Origin of the sequence: Corynebacterium sp. PCR 32 (assembly GCF_037464985.1) — a bacterium.
Classification (GTDB): Bacteria; Actinomycetota; Actinomycetes; order Mycobacteriales; family Mycobacteriaceae; genus Corynebacterium; species Corynebacterium kroppenstedtii_D.
Map to the genome: position 1 here is coordinate 1 of NZ_JBAHVL010000001.1, position 20,569 is coordinate 20,569.

Here is a 20,569-nt window from a genome sequence, read left to right on the forward strand (position 1 = left end):
TCCACCAACTACGCGGCGACATGGGCCCCCTCACCCCACCAGTGATCACCAAACAACTCCGCAACAACAACTAACACACACCCACCACACCCTGGGGTTCTCCACATGCTCTTGCCCGATCACGCTTCCCGGGGCAAGGGCTCATTAACCCCGGGGCGTCTGAACAGCAGGAAATCGATACTCATAGCCAGCGTTCGGTGGGTATGTCCCATTGGTGTAGTTCTGTGGTGACAAGGTTAGCGAGGTGTTCCTCGTCGGGGATGAGTGACGCATCCAAGGCAGTGAAGCACAATGACAGTCTGGTGTCTGCGAGTGTTACCCAGGCACTAATCCCACCGGCGCGTACCTGCGATCCTCCGTCGTCGGGGATTGTCACCGAACGGCTCGCCACCCGGCCCTGCACTGATCCACCAAGCGAGGCGAAGAGCGTATCCACCGTCCCCAGGTTGGATGCGAGACACAGCGGTGTTGAGGCGGTGCCTGCTAATCGCCGCACAACAGGATCCGGCAACGCCTGAGCGATGCGGGCCATCGCGTCCACGCTATTAAACTCGCCGGCGCTCACGCGCTGGAAGCCTGCCTTGCTGGCAGCTCGAATGGGGGTCAGATCCGTATACCGGTCGGAGGAGACCACCACATGTGCCGTGGCCCCGGATGTCGCATTCGCGCGGAGGTCATCATCGCCACGCAGCGACATCGGCAGAGAAATGGGGACGGTATCCCCCTCGCCGACGCGCCCCGTCGCCACGAGTACGCCCAGCGTGACCGCTGCAAACAGTGTGTTTGACGTCCCACCCGCCGCGGCAGCGCGAGCAGCGAAGCGTGGGCCATCGACCTCCACAGCGATGGTGGGGAGACGACCCTGCGCCCCACCGGTGGTCGCGGTACCGTCACTGACGTGTGCTGCATCGTGAGTGCCGCTGTTCGGTGGTGTGCCTGTTGTGGAGCGGTGAGGTGAGCGGGCGGAGCGGAGATTCGTGCGCAGTAAACCCCACGCTGATGATGCCGCATCACCGAGCAACGATGCGGCATCTCGAAGGGAATGCCCCACGGTGGTGTCGGTGCCGGCGGGGAGTGCCGCGTGTGTTTCCTGGCCTCGTAATGCCTCGAGGACAGCAGTAATTGCTCCCTGACCATCCGCAATGACGTGGCTAAACGCAAGGCTGACTAGGCGGCCACCGTCGGCAGTGGGTGCCGTGGTCAGCGCCCAGGCGGGCCCTGTGACGCTATCGAGCCGGAGGCGGAGTTGGTCGCGGATCCATTGACTTTCCGCGCCCGTGGCGACGGTGGGCAGTCCCGTGCGGATCAGTCCGGCGCTGGGTTCACGAACCCACCTGTCCCGCGTGGGGCCGTGGGAACGCCGCACGAGCCGTCCCAGCCGGCCACGGCGCAAAGCTGCACCGAGTTCGGCGACGCTGTCGTCGTCGACGACTTGGCCGGGTGGCTGCTTATCAGGATTCTGTGGGGCGGGGAGGCGCCAGATGAACTGATTGGTCACCGGCACTCCCAGGACGCGTTCCATGACGACGAATAACGCGTCATCGGAGGTGAGCCGTCCGTATGAGTGGTTCGCTGTGGGTGGTGGTGTCACGGTGGACCTCCTGGTCTCGCCATTGGGAAGCAGGGGTTTGTGTGGTGAGGAGCGGTGGCATGTCGGGTGGTCGGAGGGGCGATGGTCAGAGGGGTCATGTGTGCGTCGGTGTGGACACCCGACATACCACTCGCGGACAAAAAGGGGGGTAGAGGGGACGGTACAGGTTGAGTCTACGTAGCTGCGGAGTGGTGCGTAAAGCTGTTTGTGTACGGGTCTGCGGCGTGGCTGGCGTGACCTGGCGGTGTGAGGTGTGGGGTGTTTGTATGTCACAGGTGCCATGTGGGGTACCGGTTGTGAAGCCCATGGTGACGGCAGTAGGGTCGCGGTTATGGCCCACTGTGACAATGACACCACGCCCACGGCGAGTGACGATGCTACGGCAGCCCCTCACCTTCCCGGTGGGGCTGTCCATGATCTCCCGGATGATCTCCGCGACTCACTGTTGACCAGTGATGTTGCCCGAGAGGCGTGGGTGGACATTACGACGCTCGCTCGAAATGAGTTCATCTGCTGGGTGGAGGACGCGAAGAAACCAGAGACCCGAGCACGCCGTATTCGCCGAACGAACGAAGAACTTGAGGATGGTATGCGTCGGCCGTGCTGCTGGCCAGGCTGCGCGCATCGACCACGCAACGGCCGCCCGTAACCGATATTCCTTGTCTCTGATCTGATACGGCGGTATGACCCCTGGGGGAGGGGGCAGCGTTGTGGGTGAGGGCGTGTTTGTCGGGGCATGGTGGCTTGAGGTGGCTTATGGCGTGCGAAGTGCGATGGTGTGGACGAGGGTGCGCTGTTTCCCGCTGAAATTATTGTCGGTGGTGACCAGCAGTGTACGGCGCCCGTCTGGTTGGTTCGGCCCCCATGTCATGCCCTCAATGTTGTCTGGATTGTCGCCGTGGGGGGAGAAGTTCATTAATTCCTCCTTGTCGACAGGGACATCCTGGTCGTCGAGGGTTGCCTGCCCAAGGACGTTGGACGCTGCGCCTATGCGTACGCGGTAGAGTTTTCCGCGTGTGCCCTGGCCGGGAACGTAGTCGCGTTCGAGGGTGAGGAATGTATGGTCGTCGATGGTGAGGATTTCTGAGGCTCCGCGCTTATCGGAGCCGGGGTCTGCCGGGTCAAGCTGGTAGGTGTACTCCGCCCAGGGTGTTCCGGTCGTTGTGTCGTAGATGGTGAGGCGATTGCGGGTGTCCTGCTGGAGGGGCCCCTCGGTGAGAACGGCTGCGTCCTTCCCGCCGTCGATCAGGGTGATTGCCTCGTATGCTTCGTTGTTGCGAACGCCATGACCAGCGTTCGGATAATGGTAGTCCGGGATGGTGTAGTTTCTCTGGGCGTGTCCGTCTGGGCTGGCAAGCGTGATGGATGGGGCGATGCCTGCGTCAGCATGTCCTTCTGAGCTCCACACCAGGTTGCCCTGAGGGGTGACGCGGATGCTTTCGGGGTCGACGCGTCCGGGCGTGTACGGCGTGCCCGTGGTGTCGGTGAGGGTGATGGGGGGATGGATCGTAGTAGTACTTGTGCCGCCGCGCGGGGTGCGGGGAAGGGTGAGCGGGTAGGCGCGGGCTGGGCCTTTGTCGGAGCGGTCATCGCTGATGGCGATGTAGTTGTCGCCAGCGACTCGGTCGATACCGGAGATACCACCGAAGGGTGCGCGTGCGGCTGGCCCCGTGCCGTGAACAACGGTGGAATCAGCGAGATCACAGGTATCGATGAGTTCAGCTGTCGGCTCACTGGTGGTGGCCCCACGATGTGGGATGGGTGAGCGATCAGGAGTGCCACCGCGGTCGTGGAGGGGAAGCGCAGAGCGCGCCCCGAGAGCGCTGACCTGTTCATGTGGGTGCGGAGCGATAGTAGTAGGCAATAGTGCAAGTGTGCACCATACACTCACCGTGGCGAGGCGTCGGACCACTGTCGGGTGGGGTGGTCTGTGGTGTGTGTTAGGTCGGGTGGTGGCACTATTAGTGCTGGTCACGCGAGGCATCCTCATGCAACCAGCGTAGCAGCAGATGTGCGTGTATTTCTCTATTTTGCGGCGTTCTTCAACTGCGGGCGCAACTCCTTGAGCAGCCATTCGCGGCTCAGGGAGCTCGGCACGTTGAGCCCTTGGACGAACATTGCATCGCCGATTTTGGTGGAATCCTTACGCACCTGTGTTAAATCCGAATATCCCGGTGTCTGACGCATTTCTGCATCGGTGCCGGACTGGGAATAGACTGCCATGAAGTCAGCATTGAGAGCCTTGATGTTCTCACCGCTCACCAGGGCCCGACCACTCTTGTTATTGGGAAGGTTGAGCACAGAGTCTGGAACTGTCATACCTAGGTCGTAGAGGAACGAGTTGCCTGGTTCCTTCGGGTCTGCCACGACGCCAAACTGCTTGCTGTCACCGAGGAACTGGACTACGACACCGGTTTTTCCTGCCAAGCCGGGGATGTCTTTTTTAGTCTCTTCGAACCGTTTGTGGTCCTCGGCAATGACTTTCTTCGCGTCCTCTTCTTTGCCGAAGAGTTTACCGAGCTGCGTCAACTGGGAGGCCCAGCCGATGTCGGCGCCGTGTGTGCCGGTGGCTCCGAGTGTGGGCGCAATATTTTTCAGAAGGTTGTAGTTTTGTTCGGTAATGCGCCAGTAGTCGCCGACGATGAGGTCAGGTTTGTCGCTGGCAATTGCCTCAGCGGGGAGCTCTGTGTCGCTCTTCGCGGTGATGACTTTGACGCCTTTTAATTTGTCTTTGAGCCAGGGGCTGGGCTTTTCTGAGGGCAACGTGATGATGGCGCTTGGCTTGATACCCAGTGCTAGGAGGTTATCCACGGCGGTGCCTGTTGCGATGACTCGCTTGGGGTTTTTCGGGTAGGAGGCTTCCCCCCATGATGTCTTGAGGGTGATCTCTCCGGCCTTATCGGAGGAGGAACCCGAGGCTGAGCTGGAATTGCTTCCCTTATCCTTGTCTTTTCCATCGCCATGAGTGCAGCCGGTGAGAATGAGTGAGGCGGCGGTAAGTGCGGCGAGGGCGGCGGTGCGACGGCGGCCACTACGGCCGCGGGACCGTGTGGGGGTTGTGGACGTGCCGAGGTTCATGGGGCTCCTTAGTGAGTGAGGGGTACGTGGCGCGCGGGCGGTGCCAACGGGCCAGTGACGCACAAAGCCGTACCGAGTGTCATGGTAAGGCTAGGTTTATTCTGGCGATCCTATTGTGCTCACGCTGAATACTCAACAGGCGGGTTGCCTACCCCTTACCCTAGACGGGTGAATATGCTAGCTTTCCTTGTCCTTGCTGGTTGTGATATGGGGGCATGCTAGGCGGTGCAGTCTTCACTTCAGGTGTGGTGTGCCTAATGTGCACTCTCTCACTGTGTGGATCCAGACTGTGCTACGGTCTCAGCGAAGCCTTACCTAAAGAGCTTAGGTGTAGCTATAAGTCTCGGCTGCCCGGGGCGGTAGCCGACATCGCCCGGCAGAGTCAACCAGAGCCAAAACGCCCTGTTGAACCCATGACTGTGCCGGTCACCAGCAGCATTAACGGATGGAGAACAGCAGTGTCAGACATGCAGAACCGTTACGCACCACGACCAGGGGACACACCGGAAGCAGGACAGCCCACCATCGACAACGGCGCTTTTACCGCCGTCGCGGTCGCCGACGGAGACAGCCTCGATACCAGAGCCAACGAAAAACTGTCTGCACTCCCAGGGATCACCACCGAGATATTCGACGACGGCGACCGACCAGCTGCCGAGATCACCTCGGATGACGCCCGCGGCGTACCGCCCCACGGAACCGCAGTACGAATCCGAATTCACCGCCGAGGAACCTCCGCACTAGTCACCGCCCTGGGCCGAGACGACATCGCAGCAATAGACCACGTACTCCGCGTCCTTCTCGACGGACAAGACGACATCCCCGAGATCACAACCGGAATAGCGGGAACCGATACCCCAGCTGACCGCCTCACCGCACGTGGCAACATTCCCGCGACCGCAATGAACACGCTCGCCTCACAACCAGCCGCCATCGCAGAAGTCCTCGCTACCGTGCTCTCCGCCGTATCCAGTGCACCAGTAGCCACACCGGCGGGAACTCTCTCCGCCGCAGACATAACCTGGCCAGCATCACCAACAGACGTCGTCGCACAGGCAACCTCGTCCACCCACAACTCCACACCAGCACGAGTCTCTGTCCAAGTAAGGCAGACCCCCACACCTCGCGCAGGACGCCGAGAACTAGAATGGCGAGCCCCCGAATACAGCGGCGAGGCCTGCACCATTCTCGCCCAACCCGGCCCCCGCGGCGTCCGCCTGACCATCCGAGCACTCGCCGCATTCGACCCCGACGACGTCCTCGACACCCTCACACGAGTAGTCAACGAATGGGCGACCACCCCCAACCAACCCGTCGACCGCCCCACCATGGGGCCCGCTACCCAGCAGGCCACCACCAACGAACCTATAGGTGGCCCACCCGAAGGCGACGCAGAAAAGGCCCTCACAGCACACATGATCACTGTGCTCGAACTGGAAAACAACACAATTGGCCGCGGCGACAACTTCTTCCGACTCGGCGGCGACAGCATGGCAGCACTCACCCTCACCACAGGCCTCGCCGAGGACGGCTGGACCCTCGACGTCCAAGACGTCTTCCTCTGCCCAGACGTGCGCACTCTCGCGGGAAAAATGTCCCACACCAGCACACATAAAAAAGACACCACGTCGACGACCACAGAGCCCATGTCCGCCTCCGGGCTCGACCCCGCCACACTCGCCGCACTGACGAGCGAACATGACACCACCCCCACGACCAACCACGGTGATCACAGGTGAGCGGGGGAACAGTCCTCGACGTCGTCGCCCTCTCACCCTCCCAGCGAGGCATGATCGCAGCGTCGGCCGCCCACTGCGACTATGACCCATACATGGTCACCCTGGCCCTCGACATCACCTCGCCCGACGACCCCTCTGATCGGCTCCGCACGGCGGCACAGACACTGTGCACACGACACCCGCACCTCACCGCCGAAGTCCGCAGCGAGGGCTTACCTCACCCCGTGCTCCTCATGAGGGACGGCACCCAGCCACTGTGGGAACAACACGACCTTCGACGACAACCCGACCCCGACGCAGCAGCTGACCGCATCCGCGCGACCGAAGGCAACCGCCCCCTGGACCTGCACCACGGGCCACTCACCCGTGTCACCATGCTCCGCACCGGGGAGACACAATGGGTCCTGATCCTCACCATCCACCACGCTGTGATCGACGGCTGGTCACTACCGCTGGTGATCAACGACCTCGCCGCCATAGCGCGGGGAGACCACGACACCCTCACCACCCCGGTACCGTTGCGCAATTACGCCGCGTGGATCGCATCCCGTGACCGCGAGGACGCCGAACACGCCTGGCGGCACGACGCCGACACCATACCCGGATCTACTGACATGCCACGCATCGGCGACGGCACCGTCCCCACCCACGCCCCGATCGTAGGGGAGTACCAGCTCAGCCGCTCAGAGACCACCCGTGTGGAGAATTTCGCTAGGGAGCACGGCCTCACCATCTCCACCATGTTCCAACTGGGATGGGCGCGGATACTGAGCTCCATGACCGGCCACGACGACGTCGTCTTCGGGCAAACCAGCTCCGGCCGACACCCAGACATCGACGGCAGCGACCGACTCATCGGCGGCATGGTCACCACCGTGCCCGTCCGAGTGAGAGTCGATGATCGCACACCCGCCGATGCTGGCCGTGAACTCCAAGAACGCACCGCACAGCTACGTCGGCACGACTGGCTGGGCTCAGCAGGAATAGCCCGCGCCGTCGGTAGCGGAACCAGCGAACTGTTCGACACCCTCCTCGTCGTCGAAAACACCCCCATTGGGAACCTGGATACCGGTATCCCCCTGGGAGGCGGGGCAGAAGCCCGCATGCGGCGCGTCGACTCACCCAGCCACTATCCGATCGCACTGGTACCAGTGACCCACGGCGACGGAATCATTGTCCGCGCCGAGTGCCACCCCACGGACACCGGTCGCGGTGACGACGCTGACACCGCCGCCGAACGACTCGCCCGAACCCTGGTAGCACTCACCACCGCCTCAACGTTCGCGGACACCCCCATCCTCCTCCCACACGAGGACCCCGTACTTCGCGGAGCCACCAGGCGCACACCACCGACCAGTGTCCCTGAAACAGTTCACGACGCCCTCTCCACAGCAGCCCACCGGGATCCACACGCCACCGCAGTCATCGACACCACCGGACCATGCTCATTTGGGGAACTAACAACAACCATCAGGCACCTCGCCGAGACACTCCGCGCCGCAGGAATCGAGGACGGCGCCCCCATCGGGGTCGCCCTACCCCGTGACCGCCGCGTCCTCATCGCACCATTCGCCGTGGCCGAGGCTGGCGGTATCACCGTCCACATCGACCCCACGCAACCCCCAGAAAGAATGGCGGGAATACTCGCCGATGCCGGGGCACGGTACCTCCTCGCTGACACACCCACCATCACCGCCCTCTCTGCACTCGACGACACACCACGCATACTCTGCGGCACCCCAGCAGAACCCGGCACCCACGACACTGACATCACCTGGACCCGAATCGGCCGAGGCCCAACACCCACCGGACAACTACCACCCATCGCGGGACACCGCCGACCGTTCTACGTCGTCTTCACCTCCGGCACCACAGGCCGCCCCAAAGGCGTCGCCATCTCCCACCAAGCACTCCTGAACTACTGGCACCACCACCACCGACACATCATTGAACCCACCGCGGCCACACTGGGCCGCCCCATGCGCGTAGCACACGCCTGGTCCACAGGCTTCGACGCAGCCTGGCAACCACAAATCGCCTTGCTCAGCGGCCAATGCCTGATCCTTGCCGACGAAACCACACGCACGGATCCCTCACTCCTCGTCGACATGCTCATCGAGCACCGCGTCGACATGATCGATACCACCCCGTCCATGCTCCACCGCTTAGATGACGCCGGATTACTCGACGGTATCAGCGGGCACCACCTCAGTGTTTTAGCGCTCGGTGGGGAAGCGATCTCCCCCGACACCTGGCAGCGACTACGTGAACTCACCGCCACCGACGTCTGGAACTGCTACGGGCCCACAGAAACGACCGTGGAATGCTTCATGGCGCGGGTTCGGGACCTGCCACACCCCGCCATCGGCCGCCCACTCGACGGCATGACTGCCGCGGTCCTCGACCACCGCCTACGACCATTACCTCCAGGCATGATGGGACAACTCGCGGTCTCCGGCCCCCAGGTGGCCGAAGGGTACCTGGGCCGCCCAGACGAGACCGCTGAGGTCTTTATTCCCGACCCCTTCACCGAAGGACACGAACCCCGCTATCTCACCGGTGACCTTGTCCGGCGATGTACCGACGGCACCGTGGCCTACCAAGGGCGCATCGATGACCAAGTAAAGATCAACGGCTACCGCGTTGAACCAGAAGAATGCGCCGTCGTGTTACGGTCACTCGACGGAGTAGACGACGCCGTGGTTGTCGTGATGGGCCGCGATCAGGGCCGCGCATGGCTCGGTGCTGTAGCAATCACCACACGCGACTCCTCAGACCTACGTGCGCAGGCCTCCACACAACTCCCAAGCTACCTGCTACCACGGACGATCGCCGCGGTCTCGGACATCCCAGTCAACCGCAACGGGAAAACTGACCTCGCCGAGGTCCGTCGTGTCGTGACCGAGGCGGCCACACATGCCCGCGCCACTCCCACCGGGGACCGCTCCCCGGCGCTAGAAGCGTTGTGCACAGCCCTCACCGCACTCACCGGTACACCCCCAGATCCAGACCTCTCCTTCGCAGAACTAGGAGTAGACAGCATCGGTCTCATGGATCTGGCCGCCAGACTGCGACGACGAGGCCCCGACGGCCCCGGATGGACCGTGAGGGTCAAAAACCTCATGGACAGCCCGTCCATTGCTGAGGCCGCCATCCACCTGGTCCCCGTCGACACTGACAATGAAGCAGCAGACACAGGACCATGGCCACTGCCGCGGCTAGCCCGAACCTACCTCGAGACCGTCGCCGGAACCACGATGCAACAGCTGGCGCAGACCGCCCACAGCCAGTGTGTGGTGCTGCCGGACGAGAACGCCCCGGTCGATGACCTCCTCTCCGCCCTCGTGACAGCACACCCCATCCTGGCGTCCCGCCTAGATGAGGCCACAGCCTGCCTTCTCCCGGGCGGCACCATCCCAGAGACCAACACCGTTCCCGCGGGAACCTCACTCAGCCAGATCAGAAACATGCATCTCGAACGGCTCGACCCCGCCGGCGGCACCATGATGGCCGCCACGATCCGCGACGGAGGCGACACCCCACCATTACTACTACTCACCCTCAACCACCTCGTGGTCGATGTCGTCTCCTGGCGCATCCTCGCCGACGACATCCGAGCATTCGCGGCAGGAAATCCCCCCAGCCCGGAGCATCCACTCCCACCCACGAGCACCGCACGCCGTAACCGTGAAGCACCTGCCCGCACACCGGCAGGCCCCGCACTAGCCGGACACCACGTCAACCCGTTGTCAACCGATGACCAGGCCCCGGAACCATGCCATGTGGTGCGCCAGACACCACCGACGGTCACTGCCGCGTTCCTGGACCCCACCCGGCGCCCAGTCCCCGAGGATCAGTTACTGGGCCTCGTCACCGCCATCACGGATCGCCGCATCGCCGGTAGTGACAGCGACCGCGTGTGGTTCACCATCGAGACCCACGGGCGAGACGGCATGGAGGAGACACGTGCACTTGGCTGGTTCACCGATGAAAAAACTGTCTCCACCATGCTTCCTCAGACACTGCCGGAGGATCGTGAATCAACAACCCACCTCATCACACACGCCCTCTCGGACGCCCGGGACGAACCAGACGCCATTGCTGCGACCTGCGTGAACTACCTCGGACGGTTCACAGCTGACAGTACTGGCCCCCAGGGGCTCGTCCCGTGGGAGTTTCTCCCCCCAGAGGACGTGCGTCGAGACATGGGCAACCTCGGTGTGAGCTCCCTACCACCTCGCTACTCCATGACCATCACCGCCCATGTTGCGCCGACTGCCCACGGACCCATCGTTGAAGCCATGTTCAGCGGGGCTGGCCCTGCAGCAGACCTCAACACCGTGGAACGCTACGCCGACCTGTGGACCCGCACACTCACAGCAGTGGTTCTCACCGGCACCTTTAACCCCGATGCCACACCCAACACTGACCCTTCTCAGGAGGACAACTGATGATTGACACCCAGTGGTTCCGCACGGTTCTCACCGAGGCACTAGACCTGGACGACGCCGAAGCCGCCCTGCTCACAGACGACACAGATCTCGTCGAACTAGGCCTGGACTCCCTGAGAATGATCAGCGTGAGCGACCGCATGGCCCGCGAGGGTGTGCGCGTACATTTTTCCGAACTCGTGATGGACCCCACGATCAGCGCCTGGGTTCGCCTGGCCGCGGACGCAACCAACTACACCGCACCAGAAACCACACCGGCAAACCACACCACGGACACCGTGACTCCCGACGGCGAACCTACTGACGATTTCCCCCTGGGGACGATGCAACACGCCTACTGGCTCGGTAGAAGGAAGGACCAACGACTCGGCGGTGTCGCCGCGCACCTCTACGTGGAGTTCGACGGCACAGCACCCGGCGGCGACCAGGACCACTTCGCCGACGCACTCGGCACTGCTGCTCGAGGCCTTGTCCACCGCCACCCGATGCTGCGCACCCAAATTGTGGATACAGGACTCCAACGCGTCATGCCCGCCCCGGATGTCACACCCCTCACCGTGACAGATGGGCGCGACTGGTCACCTGAGAAGATTCACACCGAACTTGACCGGCTCCGCACCGAACGCAGCCACCAATTGCTCGATCTTGCCGCCGGACAGGTGTGGCAACTGGCCTTGACACTCCTGCCAGATGGACGCCACCGACTGCACGTGGATGTTGACATGGTCGCAGCCGACGCAATGAGCTACAGGACACTCATGGAGGACCTTGCCATGCTCACCCAGCATGAACTAGGCGGCTCCATGGACCTCACGCCTCTTGACGTCACCTACCGCGATTATCGCCTGACCAGGGCCCGCGCACTCGCAGACCCGGACAGTGCAGAAAGCCGACGCGCTGCACGCGACCGCGAATGGTGGTCAACCCGCGTCCCACATCTCCCCGATCCACCAGAGTTGCCCTTCATCCCAGAAGATCGCCGACGCGACCCACAAGCAAGTATTCGCCTGGCAGAGACCATCACCCCAGACGACTACAACGCCCTCCACACCTACGCACACCGCCGGGGCCTTACCACGGCGATGGTCGTGGCCACCGTGTTCACCCGGGTCCTCGGCGCATGGTCGAACAACGACCACATGTTGGTTAACATGCCCCTGTTCGCGCGAGAACCGATTCACCCGGACATCAATAGTGTTGTCGGAGACTTCACGAACTCCGTCATGGTCGCAGCGAGCGCTCCCGCCACAGTCCCCTTCACCGAGGCAGTACGTGCGCTGTCAAAAGAGGTTCATCACGCCGCTGCACATTCTGCACACACCGGACTTGATGTTCTACGGGACATGGGCCGCGACCGCGGGCACCCTGTCACCGCCAACGTCGTCTACACCTCTGGCCTGGACTTAGGTGACCTCTTCTCCCCGCTGGTTCGGGAACAATTCGGCACCCCCTCTCACATCATTTCCCAAGGCCCCCAAGTGGATCTTGATGCGCAAGTCGTGGACATGGACGGCGGGCTCCTCGTGAACTGGGATGTCCGGCGTGACTGCCTGCCCGACCGCATGGTGCAGGACATGTTCCACGCTTTCACCACGTGCGTACGCACCCTAGCCGCCCATGACGCCGCATGGGATCAGCCACTCGACATACCTCTCCCGCACCACCAAGAAGAGGTTCGCCGTGAGGTCAACGCCACCGACGTTGACCTGCCCGCCCACACCCTCCACGCACCCGTGCTCACACACGCACAGGAACATCCGGACCAGACTGCTCTCCTGTGGGACGGTGGTTCACTGACATACGGTGACCTTGTCCGCCGCGCCGGCGCTGTGGCACGGGAGCTCCGGCAGCGCGGAGTACATCCGGGAGATACCGTCGCCCTGCAGATCCCGCGCGGCCCCCACCAGCTCACGGCAATCCTCGGCACACTCATGGCCGGAGCAGCCTACCTCCCCATCAACATCACACAACCCGCCGCGCGCCGAGACACCATCATCGCGGACGGAAGAGCATCCCAGCTCCTCACCCACGACGATGTCACGACGTTCATCGCCGACACACCCGCACTCGACGACGCCATTGCCTCAGCCCAGCAGACGAACCCCAGCCCGCACTCGGTGGCCTATGTCCTCTTCACCTCCGGCAGCACAGGCCGCCCCAAGGGAGTAGACGTCAGCCACGCCGCGGCAGCGAACACGCTGGACTCTATCGCCCGACGCTTCGCATTGGACAACCCCGCACCGACAGCGCTCGCACTGTCCGCCTATGACTTCGACCTCTCGGTGCTGGATCTCTTCCTGCCACTCGGTCTGGGCGGACGCGTCGTCCTCCTGCGTGAGGATCAGGCCCGTGATGCCGTAGCCTGGGCTCGTCTTGTCGATGTTCATGGTGTCGACCTGATCAACTGCGCGCCTGGGCTCATCGGAATGCTGCATGAGGTAGCTACGCCGGCACAGCTTGCTTCTCTGCGCCTGATGTTAACCGGTGGTGATCGCGTTCCTGTGGCACTTGCCCACGCGGTCCGTCGCACTGTTCCTGGTCTGGTTTTTGTTGGTCTCGGAGGGGCCACGGAAACTGCTATTCACTCGACGGTCCAGATCGTGGATGACTCCCTCCCGGGTGATCTGGCTGCGGTGCCCTATGGCACGCCGCTGGACAACGTCCGTATGCGAGTGGTTAACGCTGCTGGCCAGGACACGCCTGACCTGGTCACGGGTGAATTATGGATCGGCGGTGCCAGCCTGGCGGAGGGCTACCGGGGGGATCCGGAGCGGACTGCCGACCGGTTTGTCACCGTCGATGGTCAGCGTTGGTATCGCACCGGAGATATGGCCCGATACCACTCGGATGGCACGGTGGAATTCGTGGGCCGTCGGGACAATCGTGTGAAGCTCCGTGGGTTCCGCGTCGAACTGGGTGAGGTTGAAGCCGCTTTGGAGACGCTGGATGGTGTGGAGGCCGCGACGGCTCTTGTGACGGAGGATGGTCGCTTGGCCGCCGCTGTGCATATGGCCACTGGCACCGTCGGTGACCCAGCGCTGACGAGTGAGAATCTGCGGCGGGATGTGGCAACCGTGCTGCCCGCCCACATGGTTCCTGCGACTGTCGTGGTGGTCGATGCTCTCCCTGTCACCGCGAACGGAAAGAAGGACCGTACCGCGGTGGCAGCGGCGGTGGCGGCTGCAGAGGCGGAATCGTCCCCCGTGGTTGGTCCTGGCGTCGATGATGATGCCCCGGATGGAGCTGTCGAAGAGGCCTTGCTCTACCTCCTTTCCGACGTGCTGGGCCTGACAACCGGGCCTGTGAGGTCAGCTACTGCGGATTTCTTCGAGCTCGGGGGAGATTCCATCCAAGCCACCGGGTACACAGCGCGGATCCGCGAATTCCTTGGTGTGGAGCGCATGACCGTTGCTGACGTCTTAGAGCATTCTTCGGTGCGACAGCTTGCGGCGCGGCTGACTGCACTCGAACCAGCGCCGGGGGCACTGCATAGTGCTGCGGAGTTGTTGTTGGAGCTCGCCGGTGTGGAGGTCGGTTCGTGAAATCTTTGGATGAAGTTCGTGCATTGATGGCTGCTCGTCGCCAAGCGGGGGAGACCGAAAGTAACGGTGTTTCCGGTGCGGGCGTCGCCAGGTCGGGGCATGCCCGGCCAGAACGGCCGCCGCTGAGTGCGGCTCAGCGCAGTGTGTGGGCGCATCAGCAACTGGATCCGTCGAGCACGGCCTATAACCTTTGTTTGCTGATGACCTTTACGGCCGACGATGGTGCCGATGCTCTCGACTCATCTGCCGTGGTGGAAGCATTTCGGACGATGGTGCGGCGACATGAGGCTCTTCGTACGACCTATCCCGTGGGATCGGATGGTGAACCGTGGCAGTGTGTTCATGATGATCTGGAGCCGGAGGTGCGGTTCCACGATCATGGTGATGCGCAAACTGTGGCACTCTCGGCGGCCGCTCGTCCCTTTGATCTCGCAACAGAGAGTCCGTTGCGGCTCGATGTTGTGCAGCCAGATGGCCGAACCGTTCACGTTGTGGTGACTGTGCAGCACATCATTTGGGATGGAATGACGATGGCCGTGCTGGCTCGAGAGGTTGGTGCCGCCTACCGCGGTTGTACTGGTGAATTGCCCCACTTGGATATGCAGGTCGCGGATTTCGCGGTCCAGGAATCAGCTCGGTCCACGCAGAGCCCGGCCGCTGACTGTGAGGATCATGACCAGTGGGCGGAGGTATTCCGGGATGGGGTGCCGCAGTTGGCGTTGACCGTCGATGGTGATCCTCATGCGGCACCGGGAGCCGGTGGCCGGGTGGACCGTGTTCTCTCTGCGGAATCAGATCGGAATCTGCGGCGTCTCGCCGAGGAGCTACGTGTCAGTCCGTTCACTGTGTTTGTGGCTGCTTACCACGTGGTGTTGCGGCTGACAACAGGGCACCACCGGACTGTGATCGGAACGACGGTGGCGAACCGGGAACAACCGGGGCAGGAGTTGTTGTTTGGGAACTTCAGCAACCAGGTTCCACTTCTCGTCGATTCTGGGGCAGCGTCTGATAGTGGGGGAATGACATTTGGAGAGTTCGTTGCCGGCGGCACCTCCGGTGGTGTGGCCCGTGTGATTTCTCAGGCGTTTCGGCACAAGCTTATGCCGGCCACCGAGATTAGTGTGGCGGCGGGCGTTGACCGTGCGTCTGGGGAGGAACTGTGCGGCACGATGGTGCTGTTCCTCACCCGTGATATCGCTGGACCGCAGCTTCCTGGGGTCCAGACGTCATGGGAGCTCATTGATAATGGCGGGGCGTTGTACCCATTGGCGGTGGAGGCCTTCCATCACTCCGACCGCACAGAGATTCAACTCACCTACCGCCGGGATAGCTTGTCAGCAGAGGCCGTGTCCAGTATGGCGGACATGCTGGACACCGTACTCGCCACGGCACGTCCGTCGACGCTGATTGATGATCTTCTTGGTCCTGGTCGGATGGATCGGGCATTCCTGGACCAGTATGGTGTGGGGCCGCGCCGCTCAGGTGTTCCGGAGACTGTCGATGCGATGATACGTGCCGCGGTGGCCGTTGATCCGGATCATCCCGCGGTGACGATCTGTGGGCCTGGGGGAGAAACCCTGTCATATGCGGAATATGATGCTCGTGTCAACCGTGTGACCAGGGAGTTGTTGGCTCGTGGAGTTGCCACGGGGGACCGTGTGCTGGTTGTGACGGGCCGCGACCCTGTGTTGCCTGTCGTGATGGCTGCGGTGTTGCGCGCGGGTGCCGTGTATGTGCCCGTTGATCCCACCTATCCGGAGCGACGTATTCGGGAGATCGCGGATGATGCTGCTCCATCGCTGGTGGTGTGCGCGGGTGATGCTCCACGACTGGGGACCACGGAGCACCGTCACGCGGAGGATCTTTACGCGGGTGTTCCCATCGTGGATCTTGACGATGCTGATACTGCGGCTGCGATTGGGCAGCGGGATGGTGGTTGCGTCGATACTGCGGAGCTCACACGGCCACTCACCGGTAGTGATGGTTGTTACATGATTTACACGTCTGGTTCGACGGGGCGGCCCAAGGGGGTTCTCAACCATCATCGTGGTGTGGCTAACCATCTGCAGTGGTACGGGTCGACGTTCTTGGGTGGCCGTCCAGCCAGGGTGTTGCACAAAGCGCCGGTGACATTTGATGTTGGTGTTGCCGAGATTCTTAACCCGTTGGCCACGGGTGGTACCGCTGTGGTGCCACCTGCCCAGTGGTGGGAGGGGGATGCTCAGGCCCTGGCGGAGATGGTGGAGGACCAGCGTATCGAGGTTCTGTCCCTGGTGCCTAGTTATCTGCGTGTCATCCTAGATACCGTTGATCGCCCGTCTCGGATGGCCTGCCTGGAGCGGGTATTGCTGGGTGGGGAAGCTGTTCCTGGTGGTCTTGCCGCGCAGGCTCGGGACATCTTCGATTGTCGTGTGTTTAGTTTGTACGGTCCGACGGAGGCGGCGATGGACGTCACCTGTGTCGAGTTCACACCAGACCTGGTCGTTGGTGATGGTGAGACCCTGATTGGTGTCCCGGAGGACAACACGACTGTTCGGGTTATTGATGCCGATGGTCGTGAGGTTCCCGTTGGTGTGCCAGGAGAGTTGTGTGTGGTCGGGGTCCAGGTTGCCGACGGTTACCGTAATCTGCCAGAGCAGACGGCGGAGGTGTTTGGGACGAGCCCCTTCCCAGCTGATCGGGGCGAGCGGATGTACAGGACGGGGGATGTTGTTCAGTGGCGGCGTGATGGTGTGTTGCGCTACCTGGGTCGGTCCCATGATCAGGTGAAGATTCGTGGAAATCGTGTGGAGCTCAGTGAAGTGGAGGCTGCACTGTGTGATGTTCCTGGTGTTCGTCATGCTGCGGCGCGTGCGTGGGTAAGCGGTCACAGTACTCGTTTAGTTGGCTACGTTGTTTCTGATGGGCACACGGTGATCGATCAGATGACGGCAGCTGGGGTGATGCGTCGCCGAGTGCCGGATTACATGGTTCCCGATACGGTGATTAGCCTGGGGGAACTCCCGTTGAATGTGAACGGGAAGTTGGATCGTTCTCGGCTGCCGGAGCCCACGGTGGAGGCGAGTAACGGTGGAGCATCGGAGGCCCCCGCGACGGGTGGTGAAGCCGTGGTTGCAGAGGTTATCGCGGACGTGTTGTCGCTCGATAGGGTGCCGGGCCAGGAGGATGACTTGTTCTCCTTGGGTGGGGACTCTATTACCGCGATTCGTGTGGTCGCTGAGTTGCGAAACCGTGGGTATCAGGCGTCGAGCAGGGATGTGTTGGATGCCCGGACGATCGCCGGGATTGCGTCGGTGATTGAGGGGGGCGAGGAGTCTGGGCTGGTGGAGGAGCCTCCGGTCACCTCGGCACCGTTGCCGCCCATTGCTCGTGCGCTGCTGTCGGGGCAGTCTGATGGTGGTGGCTTGGTCCAATACACGGTGTTGGCTGTTCCCGGTGAGACGACGACGGATGAGGTTGCTAGCCGTCTGCAGCGCCTCGTTCGCCGGCATCCTGTGTTGGCGGCACAATTAGATCCTGCGTCGGCAGAGCTCGTGATCCCGTCCCCGGATCAGGTGAGGCAGTTAGCACCACCTGTTGTTGATGATGAACCTGAGGCCTCGCTCTCGGGTGATGGTGTCATTGTCCGTGAGAGGGCACGCCGTCTTGCTGGGCGTATTGATCCGTTACGTGGTCAGATGGTGGCTGCTGGACTCGTGGGTCAGGGTAGTGGGCGTGCCCTGATTGTGGTGGTGAGTCATGTGGTGGTCGACGGTGTGAGTTGGCGCCTCATCACTGGTGAACTTGCCGACGACAGCAATGATGATAGGAACCCTGAGTATGCGTTTCCACGGTGGTCAGTAGCACTATCGAAGGGTGTGGATGGTGATACAGCGTGGGAGGAGATTGCGCGCGCAGCCGCGGGGCAGTGTGTGCTTGATCCTGCCCGGGATGTGGAGTCGACCGTCCATGAGCTTCACACGACCGTGGATGCGGACGTGTCTGGTCTGGTTGTTGCTGCGGCGGAGCGAAGTGGTTGTGGCGTCCTGGACGTGCAGATCGCTGCTGCGGTGAGGGCGTTGCGTGCTGAGCGCGGTGACGCTACCAGTGCTGTGACTGGGGTGACCTTGGAGGGGCATGGTCGTGATAATCCTGATGCCATCGCCGCTCATGCTGAGGACGCGGTGGGGTGGTTCACCGCGGCGTATCCTCTTGCTGTCGAATCGGGCGCGCCGGATGCGGAGAGTCCGTTGGCTACTGTGCACGCGGTCCGGGCGGCCCGCCAATCCTTGCCGGCGGACACGGCGCGTCCGGGAATGCTTCGGGCTGCAGGGCGGATCACGGCGGCGCTGCCAGAACTCACAGTGAATTACTTGGGTCGTTTCGCTGTCGGTGACCCTGCACGTGGGGTCGATGAGCAATCGTGGCGGCCTGTGCCTGGGCTGCCTGCGGTGAGTGGATTAGCGGGGCCGGAGGCGCCGGTGGGTTCGGTGTTCGATCTCACGACGGATCTCACGATCGATGGTGAGAGTACGGGTGAGGCCCCGACGTATCAGCTGCACGCGATGCTTCGTGTGGCTGGCCGCCATGTGGACTATTCCGCTGCTGAGGCCTTCATGGAGTGCTGGACTAGGGAGCTCAGGGCGGTGGCGGATGCTGCCGCGCAGGCCCCGGGGCCTGCGCCGGTGGATCTTACTGCCGATGGTGTTACCAGTGCGGATGTGGTGGCCTGGGCGGACCAGTTGGGCCAGCATGTTGAGGATGTTCTGCCGCTCACGCCGCTTCAGTCTGGGTTGATGTTGTCGTCGTTATCCACTGGTGGCACTGACGGCTACATTGTTCAGTCTGTGCTGGAGGTGGAGGATCCGCATGGGGTTGTGAATGCCACCATGGTCGGAGATGCAGCGACGATTGTGACACGACATCATCCCAGCTTGCGGCTTGCTCCGTTGGCGACACGCGGGGGAGTGCCTGTTGGGGTGGTGACGGCCGGGTCGTGTGTGCCGGCTGTTGAGGTGGATCTCACTGGGGACAATGGTGCGGCGGCTGTGGATAGGTGGCTCTCGGAGGATATTGAGGTTCCTTTCGACTTGCACCGGCCTCCGTTGATGCGGATAGCGTTGCTCCGTACAGGGGCGACCTCTCGTACGATTGTTCTGACGTGTCATCATCTGCTCACCGACGGCTGGACAGGTCAGCTGCTCATGGTGGAGCTTGCTCGGGTCCTTGCGGATCTTGTTCGCGGTGATGCCTCTGGTGTTGCCCGTCATGTGACGGGTGATCCTGCAACATTTGGTCATGCGGCTCAGCTGATTGCTCGGCAGGCCTCTGCTACTCGGGAAGCGTGGAAGCCTGTTTTGGAGGGTGTGGAGCCTCGCTTGCTTGCTCCTGGCCATCACGGTGGGCATCCGCCTGCACAGATTCTCACTGCGGAGATTAGCGAGGAGACGACCAACGCGTTGACGAATCTCGCGGGTTCGGCAGAGGCAACGCTGACCGTTGTGTGCCAGGTGGCTTGGGCGCATGCCCTCAATCAGGTGACTGGTGGTGACCGCGCTGTTTTCGGTGAGGTGGTCTCTGGGCGGACGGTGGATGTTCCGGGTGTGGAAGAGTCCATTGGCTGCTATACGAATACGGTTCCGTCCACTGTCTCGGTGCCTGCCGAGCGTACTTGGCGGGCGACGGTGACGGCCCTGGCTCACCACCGTCGAACCGTTTCTGGTCGGGAGCATCTCCCCCTGCCTGAGGCGCATCGTCTGGCGGGGGTTCGGAGGCTTTTCGACACGCTGTATGTGTTCCAGTCGTATCCTGCCCGCGACACTGATTTACGGCAGGCCCTTGGTGATGCTGGCCTGGAGCTTACCGGCGTTCGACCTGGTGGAGCGACCGATAGTGCTGTGATGTTGATGGTGTTCCCGTCTGGTTCTGTGATGGATGGGGACGGCCTTCGCTTGGTGTTGTATGCGGCGCCGGACGTTATGGACAGTGAGGAAGCACGAATTGTGCTTGATGCTCTCACGGCTACGCTCCGCGCGATGGCGTCGAATCCAGATGGGGTGGTGGGTGATGCGCGGGTGATCGACGAGTTCGATGAGATGCTTCTGGAACCGTTGCGCACCGTGATCTGACCCTGCCCCGTGTTTGTTTACCTAACCCAACCATGTCATTGACTCTGAAGGAGAAATTGTT

8 protein-coding genes are annotated in these 20,569 nt (G+C 62.3%); 5 read left to right on the forward strand and 3 right to left on the reverse strand.

The genetic code is table 11. The features are described from left to right. Positions 1-181 precede the first annotated feature (181 nt). The gene (locus V5S80_RS00005) at positions 182-1,591 is read right to left on the reverse strand and encodes a hypothetical protein (protein WP_395168722.1); all 1,410 of its coding nucleotides are present in this window, start codon (positions 1,589-1,591) and stop codon (positions 182-184) included. A gap of 331 nt (positions 1,592-1,922) precedes the next feature. Here V5S80_RS00005 and V5S80_RS00010 point away from each other — a divergent pair, with 331 nt between their 5' ends. After that, positions 1,923-2,240: a YdeI/OmpD-associated family protein gene (locus V5S80_RS00010; RefSeq protein WP_395168723.1), complete on the forward strand. Its 318-nt coding sequence runs from the start codon at positions 1,923-1,925 to the stop codon at positions 2,238-2,240. Positions 2,241-2,345: 105 nt separating this feature from the next. On the opposite strand, the gene V5S80_RS00015 is transcribed toward V5S80_RS00010, so the two are convergent. Together V5S80_RS00015 and V5S80_RS00020 are read right to left on the reverse strand one after the other, a co-directional pair. Continuing rightward, positions 2,346-3,455: an esterase-like activity of phytase family protein gene (locus V5S80_RS00015; protein ID WP_395168724.1), complete on the reverse strand. Its 1,110-nt coding sequence runs from the start codon at positions 3,453-3,455 to the stop codon at positions 2,346-2,348. A gap of 161 nt (positions 3,456-3,616) precedes the next feature. Next, on the reverse strand, positions 3,617-4,669 hold the full coding sequence (locus V5S80_RS00020) for an ABC transporter substrate-binding protein (RefSeq protein WP_395168725.1): 1,053 nt from the start codon (positions 4,667-4,669) through the stop codon (positions 3,617-3,619). Positions 4,670-5,082: 413 nt separating this feature from the next. Between V5S80_RS00020 and V5S80_RS00025 the strand changes: the two genes are divergently transcribed. The 4 genes from V5S80_RS00025 to V5S80_RS00040 are packed head-to-tail and all read left to right on the forward strand — an operon-like array spanning position 5,083 to position 20,508. Then, complete coding sequence (locus V5S80_RS00025; protein ID WP_395168726.1) at positions 5,083-6,408, forward strand: phosphopantetheine-binding protein; 1,326 nt, start codon at positions 5,083-5,085, stop codon at positions 6,406-6,408. Continuing rightward, the gene (locus V5S80_RS00030; protein WP_395168727.1) at positions 6,405-10,859 is read left to right on the forward strand and encodes an amino acid adenylation domain-containing protein; all 4,455 of its coding nucleotides are present in this window, start codon (positions 6,405-6,407) and stop codon (positions 10,857-10,859) included. Before V5S80_RS00025 ends, V5S80_RS00030 begins: the two co-directional genes overlap by 4 nt. Next, a complete protein-coding gene (locus V5S80_RS00035) occupies positions 10,859-14,401 on the forward strand; it encodes an amino acid adenylation domain-containing protein (protein WP_395168728.1) in 3,543 nt (1,180 codons plus the stop codon). The genes V5S80_RS00030 and V5S80_RS00035 overlap by 1 nt, the downstream gene beginning before the upstream one ends. After that, the gene (locus V5S80_RS00040; RefSeq protein WP_395168729.1) at positions 14,398-20,508 is read left to right on the forward strand and encodes an amino acid adenylation domain-containing protein; all 6,111 of its coding nucleotides are present in this window, start codon (positions 14,398-14,400) and stop codon (positions 20,506-20,508) included. The genes V5S80_RS00035 and V5S80_RS00040 overlap by 4 nt, the downstream gene beginning before the upstream one ends. The last annotated feature ends 61 nt before the right edge of the window (positions 20,509-20,569 follow it).